Origin of the sequence: Promicromonospora alba (assembly GCF_042654905.1) — a bacterium.
GTDB classification, from domain to species: Bacteria; Actinomycetota; Actinomycetes; order Actinomycetales; family Cellulomonadaceae; genus Promicromonospora; species Promicromonospora alba.
Genome location: NZ_JBHSFI010000006.1, coordinates 114,876 through 127,861, shown reverse-complemented (window position 1 = coordinate 127,861; position 12,986 = coordinate 114,876). Strand labels below are relative to the sequence as shown.

Below are 12,986 nucleotides of genomic sequence, written 5' to 3'. Positions count from 1 at the left end.
CCACCACTTACTACCCCGGTGGCCCTTATGTGAAGAAAGCGTGACTCGGGTGACTTTAGAGGAGCACTTCTGCGCGGGGAAGACGCGGAGGGCAAGCCGGGTGATTTTCCGGTGGGGTGTCAGCGCACGTCGATGTGGATCGGGTTGGTGTAGAGCCAGGTGTCCGCCCACGGGTCACCGTTGTTGTCGTCGTGGGGCACCGGGCCGGCGGGGTCGATCGACGCTCCGAGGTATCCGGCACCGTGCCGGTTTCCGTCGCTGCCGCGCAGCCGGATGTAGCAGGACTGCGTGATGCGGCCGAGCGGGATGCGCAGGTGATAGGTGCCGAACCGGCGGCTCGTGTCGATCTGCTCCACCACGCGAGTGTCGGGTGCCTGCCAGCTGTCGCGGTCCGTCGCCGGCCCGGTCACGGCACCCCGGATCACGTCCAGGTGGGCGAGCCGGGGGAGCACCCCGTGCGGGTTGGGGCGGTGTGCGCTGCGCACCTTGACCGTGAGCTCGACGGCGGTTCCGCGCTCCACGGTGAGCCGTCCGCCGAGCGTGCTGCTCCGGCCGCGGGCGCCGACGAGGCGGACGTCGAGCCCGTCGACGAGGTGCCCGTGGTCCACCCAGACCCGGCCACGGCGCAGGCCGTCCATGACGTCGAGGTAGCCGTGCCGGGTCACGCCGACGTGAGTCCGGCTGAACTCGCCGGGCCAGAAGTCGCTGCCGGGCTGGGGTGTCCCGGTGTCGACGGGAGACGGCTTCCAGCCGAGCGAGTCGAAGCTCTCGCCGGGAGGCATGTCGCCGTCGCGCCAGGTGTCCCAGATGGTGCGGTGGTTGTCGGAGTTGGAGGTGATCGAGAACAGGGTGCCCTCCGCCAGCATCGCGTCCCACAGGCCCCCGACGGTCGCCGTCATCCAGTCGAAGCCGCCGAAGGTGCGGTACGCCTCGGCCGGGTAGCCGGGGTAGGAGTCCGGGCGCGGCGCGTTGTTGTACTCGCCGCGCTGGGCCCGCGTGCTGCCGCGGTACGCGACCCAGTCCGGGTCGGCGTCGCCCTGGGCGCCGGGCGCGCCCTCCATGCCGATGCAGATCCCGCTCGCGGCGTCGCGCCAGGCCCGGATCTCGTGCGGGGAGTCGATGCCGAGCCGGGACGGGTGGTTGGCCAGCACGAGGACGTCGTCGACGGAGCCGCTCGACTTCTGGGCGGCGAGCCACCGCAGCGCGTCCACCGCGCGCTGCTCGTTCTCGGGCAGGTCCGCGGTCCAGCCGTTGAGCTTGCCGTCCCACCGCCGCTCGAACTCGCGCAGCAGCTCGACCTCGTGCCGGCCGGGTGCGGTGAACACGGTGCCGTGCTCGGCAGCGGGGATGTACCACTCCAGGCCCTGGAAGATCAGCTGGCGCGGGTTGCGCGCCCGCGCGGCCATGATCTCCTCGTGCTCGGCGGCGGCACCCTTGTCGCGGTGCCCGAAGTTGCTGTGCTCCGTGAAGACCATCCAGTCCAGGCCGAGCTCCGCGCCCCTCCGGGCGAGCTGGTCGAAGTCGTACTTGGCGTCGTGGCTGTACCGGGAGTGAATGTGGTGGTCGCCGACGAGCCAGGCGAGCTGAGGGTCCCCGTGCCCGCCCGCTGCGGCGGCGGTCCCGGCGTGCGCGCCGGTGGCGAGCGCGAGCCCGCCGGCCATCCCGAGGCGCAGGAACGTGCGGCGGGAGGCTCCTTGCGGGTCCAGGGACGAGGCCGGGACCGACGGATCGGCCCAGGCGGGCAGATCGGTGGCACGGAACGGGTGGGGCATGGTTCCTCCTGCGGCGGTTCTTGGTAACGCCACAGGGTTGCGCCGTTCGAAGGCCCGGGGGTGAACTTGAGACGTCCGGCGCCTGACGACAGCCTCGAGACCCGACGCCGGCCGGTAGCCCCGGGGTGGTGGGGCGGAGAGAGACGGCAACCGGCACGGCGTCGGGCAGCTTGGGGGAGCGGGACTCAGACCTGGTCGGCCGGCGAGTCCACCAGGTGTCCCTGGTAGGCGGGGTTCGTCAGGAACGCCGGGAAGTCGTCCTGGAGGGCGACCTGACGGAAGATCGCCGCCGCGTCGTCGAGCCGGCTGCCAGAATCCTGCGGCAGCGAGGCGACGACGTCGAGCAGGATCGTCTCGACCCGCTCCCGCGTGATCGGGAGCTGGTCGTCGTGGGTCACCGTGCCCGAGGCGATCCACTGCCACACCTGGGACCGGGAGATCTCGGCGGTGGCGGCGTCCTCCATCAGGTTGTCGAGCGCCGCGGCTCCGGTACCGCGCAGCCAGGCGTCGATGTAGCGGACGGCGACCGAGACGTTCGACCGCAGTCCGGCGGAGGTCACGGTCGCCCCGGCACGCCGTGCGGAGGCGATGTCGAGGAGCTCGTGCTGCCCCACGGCGACGTCCGGCCGCTGCCGCGACACCTGGTTCGGCGCGTCCCCGAGGACGGCGTCGAACTCGGCCTCGGCCACCGGGATCAGGTCGGGGTGAGCCACCCACGTGCCGTCGAAGCCGTCGCCGGCCTCGCGCTTCTTGTCCGCCGCGACCTGCTGGAACGCCTGCCGGGTGACCTCCGGGTTGCGGCGGTCCGGGATGAACGCGCTCATCCCGCCGATGGCGTGCGCCCCCCGCTTGTGGCAGGTGGCGACGAGCAGCTCGGTGTAGGCGCGCATGAACGGTGCGGTCATGGTGACCTGCGCGCGGTCCGGCAGCACGTACGAGTCACCGCGCGTGCGGAAGCACTTGATGATCGAGAACAGGTAGTCCCAGCGACCCGCGTTGAGCCCCGCGCAGTGGTCGCGCAGCTCGTAGAGGATCTCCTCCATCTCGAACGCCGCGGGCAGCGTCTCGATCAGCACGGTGGCGCGGATCGTGCCGCGGGGGATGCCCAGCGCGTCCTGCGCGACCTCGAACACCTCGTTCCACAGCCGCGCCTCCTTGTACCCCTCCAGCTTGGGCAGGTAGAAGTACGGGCCCCTGCCGCGGGCGATCAGCTCGGCGGCGTTGTGGAAGAAGTAGAGCCCGAAGTCCACGAGGCTGCCCAGGGCGCTGCTCGTGATGCCGTTCGCGTCCGTGTAGCGCAGGTGCGCCTCGTCGAGGTGCCAGCCACGCGGGCGGAACACGATCGTCGGGAGGTCGACGATGTCGGCCGACCGCAGCGTGTACTCCTTGCCGGCCTCGTTGGTGAAGCTCAGCGACCCGCGGATCGCGTCGTGCAGCGCGAGCTGCCCCTCGACCACGTTGGGCCATGTCGGGCTGGACGCGTCCTCGGCGTCGGCCAGCCAGCACCGGGCACCGGAGTTGAGCGCGTTGATGGTCATCTTCGGGTCGGTGGGACCCGTGATCTCGACCCGGCGGTCCTCCAGGCCGGGCGCGTTCCGCGAACCCGCGACCCGCCAGTGCGGGTCGTCGCGCACGGGGCGCGTCGAGGCCCGGAAGTCGGGGTCGCTGCCGTCGGCGATGTCCTGACGGCGCAACTGGCGCTGCGCGATCAGCTCGTCGCGGGCGGCGTCGAACCGGTCGTGGAGCAGTGCGAGGAACTGGAGCGCGTCAGCGCTCAGGATCTCGCCGTAGCGCGGGCCGACCGATCCGGTGACCGTGATGACGCCCCGGCGCGAGCCGGTTCGCGAGGCCCCCACCCCACCGTTCGGCAGCGAGCTCGGCGCGGAGCTCCTGGGCGTCGGTGCGGAGGCCGGGCGTGCTGGGGCCGGGTGTGCAGTGGCCGGACGTGCGGCCAACGTCGGCGTGGAGCCCGTGCGTGCGGCGGGCGGCGTGCCGATCCCGGCGAGACCGGCGTCCGGGTCGAACGGGTTGGCGCCCTGCGGGCGCGTGTCGATGGTCGCGGTCATCAGAACTGCGCCGCCTCGGTAGAACCGGCCAGAGCCGTGGTGGACGAGTTGGGGTTCAGCGCAGTCGCCACGCGGTCGAAGTAACCGGTGCCGACCTCGCGCTGGTGCTTGGTGGCGGTGTAGCCGCGCGACTCGGCGGCGAACTCCTTCTCCTGCAGCTCGACGTACGCGGTCATCTGCTTGCGGGCGTACCCGTGGGCCAGGTCGAACATCGAGTAGTTCAGGGCGTGGAAGCCGGCCAGGGTGATGAACTGGAACTTGAAGCCCATCGCGCCCAGCTCGCGCTGGAACTTCGCGATCGTGTCGTCGTCCAGGTGCTTCTTCCAGTTGAACGACGGCGAGCAGTTGTAGCTCAGCATCTGGTCCGGGAAGTCCGCCTTCACTGCCTCGGCGAACTTGCGGGCGAGCTCGAGGTCGGGCGTGCCGGTCTCCATCCAGATCAGGTCGGAGTACGGCGCGTAGGCCTTGGCGCGGGCGATGCACGGCTCGATGCCGTTGGTCACCTTGTAGAAGCCCTCGGCGGTGCGCTCGCCGGTGATGAACGGCAGGTCGCGCTCGTCGACGTCGGACGTGATGAGGGTCGCGGCCTCGGCGTCGGTCCGGGCGATGACGATGGACGGCACGTCGGAGACGTCGGCCGCGAGGCGCGCCGCGTTCAGCGTGCGCACGTGCTGCTGCGTCGGGATGAGCACCTTGCCACCGAGGTGGCCGCACTTCTTCTCCGAGGCGAGCTGGTCCTCCCAGTGCACGCCGGCCGCGCCAGAGGTGATCATCGACTTCATCAGCTCGTACGCGTTGAGCGGGCCGCCGAAGCCGGCCTCGGCGTCGGCCACGATCGGGGCCAGCCAGTCGCGGGTCGGCGTGCCGTTCTCCGAGACGTCGATCTGGTCGGCGCGCAGGAGCGCGTTGTTGATGCGACGGACCACGGCGGGCACCGAGTTGGCCGGGTACAGCGACTGGTCGGGGTAGGTCTGCCCCGAGAGGTTCGCGTCACCGGCGACCTGCCAGCCGGACAGGTAGATGGCCTGCAGACCGGCCTTGACCTGCTGCACCGCCTGGTTTCCGGTCAGCGCCCCGAGGGCGTTGATGTAGTCCTCCTCGTGCAGCTGGCGCCACAGGCGCTCGGCGCCGCGGCGGGCGAGGGTGTTCTCCTCGCCGACCGAGCCGCGCAGCGCGACGACGTCCTCGGGAGTGTAGGTGCGCTCGATGCCGGCCCAGCGAGGGTCGGACTCCCAGGACTGCTGCAGCTCCGCAGCGGTCTGCACCTGGTCGCCGGTGCGCACGGGAGTCGACGCGGTCGTCGCGGACACAGTCGCCTCTGACGGGGAATCGATGGTGGGTGCGCTCATGGCGGGTCTCCTTCTCGTGGAACGTCGTCACCGCCTGCCGGGTGACGTGTTACGACCTTCTGCCCTGCGCAACTCCCTTCACAAGGAGATCTGCGTAGAAGAACTCCAGTTCTTCTGTTGAACGGAAGGCTCCTCGTATGTCACCCTCGGGCATGGCAGTTACACCCGGCAATCGCAGAACCGCGCGAAACGTCACTTCTTCGCTTCCTACGCAGAACGGCGCAGGCAGGGCGGTAGGCCAGACGCGCGTCCGGGTGCCAGGTCAGGCCCTCGGCCGGGTCCCCAGCCAGGCCGCGACGCCGGAGGCAGGCCAGGCCGAGGCCGAGCCGGACGCCCTCACCATCGGACGGCGCATCCGGCACCTGCGGACCAGCAAGGGCATGACGCTCGACGACCTCGCGTCGGCGATCGACCGGGCGCCGTCCCAGGTCAGCACGCTGGAGAACGGCAAGCGGGAGCCCAAGTTCTCGCAGCTGCAGACCATTGCACGGGCGCTCGGCGTCGGCGTGGACGACCTGCTCTCGGCCGAGGCGCCGTCGGAGCGGGACGGGCTGGAGATCGAGCTGGAGCGGGTGCAGCGCGGCCCGCTGTTCGCATCGCTCGGCATCGAGGGCGTACGCATCGGCAAGTCGCTGCCCCACGACGCGCTCACGACCATCCTGGCGCTGCACCGCGAGCTCGAGCGCCTCCACACCGAGCGTGCGGCCACGCCGGAGGAGGCGCGCCGGGCGAACGGTGAGCTCCGCGACGACATGCGCGCCAAGGACAACTACCTGCCCGAGCTGGAGCAGGTCGCGAAGGAGCTGCTCGCCGACGTCGGGCACACGTCAGGGCCGCTGCCGCAGCGCATGGCGGCCGAGATTGCCGCGCACCTCGGCTTCACGCTGCACTACGTGAGCGACCTGCCGCACTCGACACGTTCGGTGATCGACACCCGGAACCGGCGCCTCTACCTGCCGTCCAAGGGTTTCCGCGGTCGGTCCAACACCCGGTCGGCGCTGCTGCAGGCGCTGGCCTCGCACGTGCTCGACCACACCGAACCCGGCGACTACGGCGAGTTCCTGCGCCAGCGCGTCGAGGCGAACTACCTGGCGGCGGCCCTCATGGTCCCGGAGAAGCCGGGCGTGAAGTTCCTGCGGGACGCGAAGGACGAGCGCGCCATCGCCATCGAGGACCTGCGTGACGCCTTCGGGGTCTCGTTCGAGACCGCTGCGCATCGGTTCACCAACCTCGCGACCAGGCACCTCGGCATCCCCGTGCACTTCATGAAGGTCCACGAGTCCGGGATCCTGCACAAGGCGTACGAGAACGACGGCGTGCGGTTCCCCTCGGACGCGCTGGGCGCGGTGGAGGGGCAGCACGTGTGCAAGCAGTGGACGGCGCGGCGCGTGTTCGACGTCGAGGACCGGTTCAACCCGTACGCGCAGTACACCGACACGACGTCGGGCACCTACTGGTGCACCTCACGCGTGGAGAACACGTCGGACGGCGCGTTCTCGGTGTCGGTCGGCGTGCCGTTCGCGGACGTCAAATGGTTCGAGGGGCGGGACACGACGGAGCGGACGGCTTCGCGCTGCCCCGACGAGTCGTGCTGCCGGCGTCCGCCCGAGGACCTCTCCGCGAAGTGGGGCGACTTCGCCTGGCCCTCGGCGCGGCCCCATGCGTCGATGCTGGCGGCGATGCCCTCGGGCGCGTACCCGGGGGTGGAGACGACGGAGGTGTACCGGTTCCTGGAGCGGCACGCGCCCGAAGACTGAGCGCGGCTCACTGCCCCAACATGCGCTCCCGCTGCTCCGCCATCTCCGCGAGCAATGCCTGCACGACGGCGGCCACCGCGGGCCGCCGCCAGGACTCGCTGCGGACCACCGCCCAGTAGGGCAGGCGTTCGGTCACCTCGTCGGGCAGGAGCCGGACGAGGTCGTCGTGCCGGTCGGCCATGAAGCAGGGCAGGAACCCGAGGCCCGCCCCGGCGCGCGTGGCCTCGACGTGCACGAACACGTTCGTCGAGGCCAGCGCGTCCCGCATGCCCGGCACGAGGCGGCGCGGCGCGTCGAGGTGGTTGACCTGGAGCATGGAGTCGATGAAGTAGACGAGCCCGTGCCGGGACATCTCGTCGACGGTGGCCGGTGTGCCGTGCCGCGCCAGGTAGTCGCGCGAGCCGTACATCCCGAGCACATAGTCGCCGAGGCACACGGCTTTGGCCCGCTGCACGCTCGGCTCTCCGACGACGACGTCGATGTCCACGCCGGAACGATGGTGGGTCGCCACGCGGGTGACGGTGACGAGCTCGACGGACAGCTCCGGGTGCTCGCCGCGCAGCCTGGCGATCGCGGGGGAGGCGATGTAGGCGCTGAACCCGTCGGTCGCCGTCATCCGCACGACGCCGGTGACGGGGTCGGCCTCGGTATCGCCGGCCACGAGGCGGTCGACGGCGTCGGACACCGCCTCGCCCGCGCGTGCCGCCCGGCGGCCGAGCGAGGTGAGCTCCCAGCCGTCGGCGCCGCGCACCAGGAGGCGGCCACCGAGGGAACGCTCGAGCGCGGTGATGTTGCGGGCGACAGTGGTGTGGTTGACGCCGAGGGCCTGCGCCGCCGTCGTGTACCGGCCCGTGCGCGCCACCTGCAGCAGCACGAGGAGCTGGTCGGCGATCTGGCTGGCCGGCGGGTCGTTGCGGGCTGGCATGCGGCGACCGTACCAAGTGTGCATCCGTGCACACCTGGTCTGCCCACTTCGTCATTGCTCCGCACAGCGCTTCCCGGGAAAACTCTGGCGAGTCACACGTGGCAGGCCGTGCGGATCGCACCGGCCGGCCAGTACCCGTGTCAGAGTCGACACCTAGGAGCAGCATGTCTGCACAGCAGAGCACCCGCGCACCGGACGACCGGTCGCTGATCAGGCGCATCGTCGCCGCCTCGATGGCCGGCACCGTCGTCGAGTGGTACGACTTCTTCCTCTACGCGACTGCCTCGGCGCTCGTGTTCAACAAGGTCCTCATGCCTGAGACTGGCAACGAGTACGACGCGATCATCGCGGCCTTCGTCACCTACGCGGTGGGCTTCCTGGCCCGGCCGCTCGGCGGCGTGATCTTCGGCCACATCGGCGACAAGCTGGGGCGCAAGCACACCCTCCAGTTCACGATCCTGCTCATCGGCGTCGCCACCGTGCTCATGGGCTGCCTGCCCACGTTCCAGCAGGTCGGCTTCCTCGCCCCGGCGCTCCTGGTGATCCTGCGCTTCGTGCAGGGCGTCGCGCTCGGCGGCGAGTGGGGCGGCGCCGTCCTGCTCGTGGCGGAGCACAGCCGGGACGACGAGCGGGCTCGCTGGACGGCCTGGCCGCAGGCGGGCGTTCCGGCGGGCAACCTGCTCGCCACCGTCGTGCTCTACACGATGTCCGCCAGCCTCACCGACGCCGCGTTCCTCTCCTGGGGCTGGCGCGTCGCGTTCTGGCTCTCCGCCGTGGTCATCGTCATCGGCTACTACGTGCGCACCCGGGTCTCGGACGCGCCCATCTACGAGGAGGCGAAGGCCGAGATCGACGAGGGCGCCAAGGGCTACGGCGTCTTCGAGGTGATCCGGCGCTACCCGCGCGGCGTGCTGACCGGCATGGGCCTGCGGTTCGCGGAGAACATCCTGTACTACCTGGTGGTGAGCTTCTCGATCGTCTATCTCGGCACCGCGCTCGGCATGGACACGACACGGATCCTCGGCGTCGTCGCTGCGGCGCACGCGTTCCACTTCGTCATGATCCTGGCCGTCGGTCGCATCGCGGACAGCATCGGCCGCAGGCCCCTGTACATCGCCGGCGCGATCCTCGGCGCCACCTGGTGCTGGTTCGCGTTCCCCGCGATGGACACCCGGAACACCTGGGTGATCCTCGCCGTCCTCATGGCCGGACTGCTCTTCCACGCCATGATGTACGCGGTCCAGCCCGCCATCATGTCGGAGATGTTCCCCACCCGGATGCGCTACTCCGGCGTGTCGATCAGCTACCAGGTCACGTCCATCGTGGCGGGCTCCCTCGCCCCGATCCTCGCCACCACCTGGCTCAAGAACACCGGCTCCTGGTGGCCCACCGCGGTCTACATGCTGGTCGCGGCAGCGATCACGCTGGTCGCCGCGCTCGCGCTGCGCGAGACCAAGGGCGCGTCGCTGCACGCCCTCGACGCCGAGGACCAGGCACGCGAACGGGCGCTCGCGGAGGGCCGGTCTTGAGCTCCACTGACCTGAGCCCCACGTTGGACGGCCGCCGAGCCCTCGTGACCGGCGGCGCGAGCGGCATCGGCGCGGCGTGCGCCCGGGAGCTGGCGGCCCGGGGCGCGCACGTGACCGTGGCGGACGTCGACGGCGACGGCGCCAAGACCGTCGCCGAGGAGGTGGGCGGCGAGGCCTGGGTGGTGGACCTGTCCGACACCCGGGCGCTGGACTCCCTCCGGCTGGACACGGACGTGCTCGTGAACAACGCGGGCATCCAGCGGATCAGCGCCATCCAGGACTTCGCGCCCGACGACTTCCGGCTGGTCCAGCGGATCATGCTGGAGGCCCCGTTCCTGCTGGTCCGGGCAGCGCTGCCCGGCATGTACGAGCGGGGCTGGGGCAGGGTCGTCAACATCTCGTCGGTGCACGGACTGGTCGCGTCGCCGTACAAGGCGGCGTACGTGGCGGCCAAGCACGGGCTCGAAGGGCTGTCCAAGGTGACGGCGCTGGAGGGCGGCGAGCGCGGCGTCACGAGCGTCTGCGTGAACCCCGGCTACGTCCGCACGCCGCTGATCGAGAAGCAGGTCGCCCAGCAGGCGAAGGCGCACGGGATCCCCGAGTCGGAGGTGCTGGCGAAGGTCATGCTCGAACAGGCCGCGGTGAAACGGCTGGTGGAGCCCGAGGAGGTGGCCGCACTGGTCGGGTGGCTCACGGGCCCGGAGGCCGCCATGGTGTCCGGTGCGTCGTGGACCATCGACGGCGGATGGAGCGCGCGCTGACCGGGTGTGACACTGGCACATGGCACGACCTGCCGGCACTGGCCCGATGGAGGAGTCAACGATGACTGAAGTGGGTAGCACGGGGTTCGACAAGGTGGTCGCGAGCGCGGCCGAGGCGGTCGCCGACATACCGGACGGCGCGTCGCTCGCCGTGGGTGGGTTCGGCCTCTGCGGCAACCCGATCGCGCTGATCGAGGCCCTGCTCGCGCAGGGCACCGCCGGCCTGTCCGTCGTGAGCAACAACTGCGGCGTCGACGACTGGGGGCTCGGCGTACTGCTGAACGCCCACCGCATCGCGAAGATGACCAGCTCGTACGTGGGGGAGAACAAGGAGTTCGAGCGGCAGTTCCTGTCCGGGGAGCTCGAGCTGGAGCTCACCCCGCAGGGCACGCTCGCCGAGAAGCTCCGCGCCGGCGGTGCCGGCATCGCCGCGTTCTTCACGCGGACGGGCGTGGGCACCCAGGTGGCGGACGGCGGCCTCCCGCGCAAGTACGACGGCGCCGGTGGCATCGCCATCGCGTCGCCGGCCAAGGAGGTGCGCACGTTCGGGGACGACGGCGCCGAGTACGTGCTGGAGGAGTCGATCAGCACCGACTACGCGCTGGTGCACGCGCTGCGTGGGGACCGGCACGGGAACCTCGTGTTCAACAAGTCGGCCCGCAACTTCTCGCCGCTCGCCGCGATGGCGGGGCGGGTGTGCATCGCCCAGGTCGAGGAGCTCGTCGAACCGGGGGAGATCGATCCGGACACCGTGCACCTGCCCGGGGTCTACGTGCACCGCGTGGTGCACGTCGGCACCGACATCGAGAAGCGGATCGAGCGGCGCACGGTCACCGCGCCGTCGTCGTCCGACACGAAGGGGGCCTGAACCATGGCACTGACCCGACAGGAGATGGCCGCGCGCGCCGCGCGCGAGCTGACCGACGGCATGTACGTGAACCTGGGCATCGGGCTGCCGACGCTCGTGCCCAACTACGTGCCGGAGGGCCGGCACCTGGTGCTGCAGTCCGAGAACGGGATCCTCGGCGTGGGGCCGTACCCGACCGAGGACAAGGTGGACCCCGACCTGATCAACGCGGGCAAGGAGACGGTGACGCTCCTGCCTGGCTCGTCGATCTTCGACTCCGCGATGTCGTTCGGCATGATCCGCGGCGGCAAGATCGACGCCGCGATCCTTGGCGGCATGCAGGTCTCCGCCACGGGCGACCTGGCCAACTGGATGATCCCCGGCAAGATGGTCAAGGGCATGGGCGGCGCCATGGACCTGGTGCACGGCGCGGGGCGCGTGATCGTCCTCATGGAGCACGTGGCGCGCGACGGGTCGCCGAAGATCTTGCGCGCCTGCTCGCTGCCGCTGACCGGCAAGGGTGTGGTGAACCGGATCATCACCGACCTGGCGGTGCTCGACGTGACGCCGTCCGGTCTGGTGCTGCGCGAGCTCGCACCCGGGGTCACCGCTGACGAGGTCGTGGAGAAGACGGAGCCGGAGCTCACCGTGGAGCTCGTCGAGCCGATGGTGTGACGGCTACGGGTGCGCGGCACCGGGCGATACGCTGAAGAACGACGGCCAAAGGAGGTCTCATGACTGACCCGATCAACACTCCGGCAAACGCCACAAGCGCGGCCCCGGGTGCGGAGAACCGCGCTGACAAGACCAGCGCTCAGAACACTGCTCAGAACAACAGCGCTGACGACGTGGTGATCGTCTCGGCGGCGCGGACGCCGCAGGGACGGCTGAAGGGCTCGCTGGCCACGCTGAGCGCGGTCGAGCTCGGCGCGGTAGCCGCGCGACGCGCCCTGGAGGGCGCCGGCCCGCTCGCCGCCGACGTCGACAAGGTCATTTTCGGCCAGGTGATCCAGGCGGGTGCCGGGCAGAACCCGGCCCGGCAGACGGCGGTCGCCGCGGGCGTCTCCTGGGACGTCCAGGCGGTCACGGTCAACAAGGTGTGCCTCTCGGGGCTGACGGCGATCATCGACGGCGCCCGGCTGCTGCGGACCGGCGAGGCGGCAGTGGTGCTGGTGGGTGGGCAGGAGTCGATGACGAACGCTCCCCACCTGCTGCCCGGCTCGCGGTTCGGGTTCGGCTACGGCTCGGCCGAGCTGCTGGACGCGACGGCGCACGACGCCCTGACCGACGCGTTCGACGGCGTCTCCATGGGCATCTCGACCGAGGACCACAACACCGGCTCGGTGTTCGTGTCGCGCGAGGAGCAGGACGCCATCGCGGCGGCCTCGCACCAGCGGGCCGCGGCCGCGTGGAAGGACGGGGTCTTCGAGGCGGAGCTCGCACCGGTCTCGGTGCCGCAGCGCCGCGGCGAGCCGGTAGAGGTGCGCACCGACGAGGGCGTCCGGCCCGACACCACTCCTGAGTCTCTGGCGAAGCTGCGCCCCGCGTTCGCGGGCGAGGGAACGCTCACGGCGGGCAACTCGTCACAGATCTCCGACGGCGCCTCGGCGCTCGTGCTCACCACCCGCGGCCGCGCGGAGGCGGCGGGGGTGCCGGTGCTCGCGACGGTTCGCGCGCACGGGCAGGTGGCAGGCCCGGACAACTCCCTGCACTCCCAGCCGGCCCGGGCGATCACCCAGGCCCTGGGGCGGGAGGGCTGGACGGCCGAGGACCTCGACGTCGTGGAGATCAACGAGGCGTTCGCCGTGGTGGTCGGGGTCTCGGCGAAGGCGCTGGGAGTTCCGCTGGACCGCGTCAACGTGCACGGCGGCGGGATCGCGCTGGGTCACCCCGTCGGGGCGTCCGGGGCCCGCATCGCGGTGCACGCGGCGCACGAGCTCGCGCGGCGTGGGGGCGGACGGGCCGCCGTCGGCCTGTGCG

Annotated in this window: 10 protein-coding genes; 6 read left to right on the top strand and 4 right to left on the bottom strand. The window is 71.0% G+C overall.

From position 1 onward, the window contains the following. Positions 1 to 119 precede the first annotated feature (119 nt). The 3 genes from ACFO6V_RS20145 to aceA form a co-directional block, all read right to left on the bottom strand. Positions 120 to 1,772: a PHP domain-containing protein gene (locus tag ACFO6V_RS20145; RefSeq protein WP_377138470.1), complete on the bottom strand. Its 1,653-nt coding sequence runs from the start codon at positions 1,770 to 1,772 to the stop codon at positions 120 to 122. Between the two features lie 185 nt (positions 1,773 to 1,957). Then, positions 1,958 to 3,838 carry a malate synthase A gene (gene aceB / locus ACFO6V_RS20140; RefSeq protein WP_377138468.1) on the bottom strand — a complete coding sequence of 627 codons (1,881 nt, stop codon included), beginning with the start codon at positions 3,836 to 3,838 and terminating at the stop codon, positions 1,958 to 1,960. Next, positions 3,838 to 5,187, bottom strand: coding sequence for an isocitrate lyase (gene aceA / locus ACFO6V_RS20135; protein WP_377138465.1), 1,350 nt, complete (start codon positions 5,185 to 5,187; stop codon positions 3,838 to 3,840). Before aceA ends, aceB begins: the two co-directional genes overlap by 1 nt. Before the next feature lie 254 nt (positions 5,188 to 5,441). Here aceA and ACFO6V_RS20130 point away from each other — a divergent pair, with 254 nt between their 5' ends. After that, positions 5,442 to 6,944, top strand: a complete 1,503-nt coding sequence (locus ACFO6V_RS20130) for a helix-turn-helix domain-containing protein (protein WP_377138462.1) — start codon at positions 5,442 to 5,444, stop codon at positions 6,942 to 6,944. Between the two features lie 7 nt (positions 6,945 to 6,951). On the opposite strand, the gene ACFO6V_RS20125 is transcribed toward ACFO6V_RS20130, so the two are convergent. Beyond that, positions 6,952 to 7,869: a LysR family transcriptional regulator gene (locus ACFO6V_RS20125; protein ID WP_377138460.1), complete on the bottom strand. Its 918-nt coding sequence runs from the start codon at positions 7,867 to 7,869 to the stop codon at positions 6,952 to 6,954. A 164-nt stretch (positions 7,870 to 8,033) separates the two neighbouring features. Between ACFO6V_RS20125 and ACFO6V_RS20120 the strand changes: the two genes are divergently transcribed. From ACFO6V_RS20120 to ACFO6V_RS20100, 5 genes are all read left to right on the top strand, one after another. After that, entirely contained in the window at positions 8,034 to 9,398 is a 1,365-nt protein-coding gene (locus ACFO6V_RS20120; RefSeq protein WP_377138457.1) for an MFS transporter, read from the top strand. 11 nt (positions 9,399 to 9,409) lie between these two features. Next, positions 9,410 to 10,159 carry a 3-hydroxybutyrate dehydrogenase gene (locus tag ACFO6V_RS20115; protein WP_377139170.1) on the top strand — a complete coding sequence of 250 codons (750 nt, stop codon included), beginning with the start codon at positions 9,410 to 9,412 and terminating at the stop codon, positions 10,157 to 10,159. 61 nt (positions 10,160 to 10,220) lie between these two features. Further along, positions 10,221 to 11,027 (top strand): CoA transferase subunit A, encoded by an 807-nt coding sequence (locus ACFO6V_RS20110; protein WP_377138454.1) that lies wholly within the window; start codon positions 10,221 to 10,223, stop codon positions 11,025 to 11,027. A 3-nt stretch (positions 11,028 to 11,030) separates the two neighbouring features. Next, a complete protein-coding gene (locus tag ACFO6V_RS20105; RefSeq protein ID WP_377138452.1) occupies positions 11,031 to 11,681 on the top strand; it encodes a CoA transferase subunit B in 651 nt (216 codons plus the stop codon). Between the two features lie 173 nt (positions 11,682 to 11,854). Beyond that, positions 11,855 to 12,986, top strand: a 1,132-nt coding sequence (locus ACFO6V_RS20100; RefSeq protein ID WP_377139168.1) for an acetyl-CoA C-acyltransferase, incomplete at its 3' end; no start/stop codon positions are given.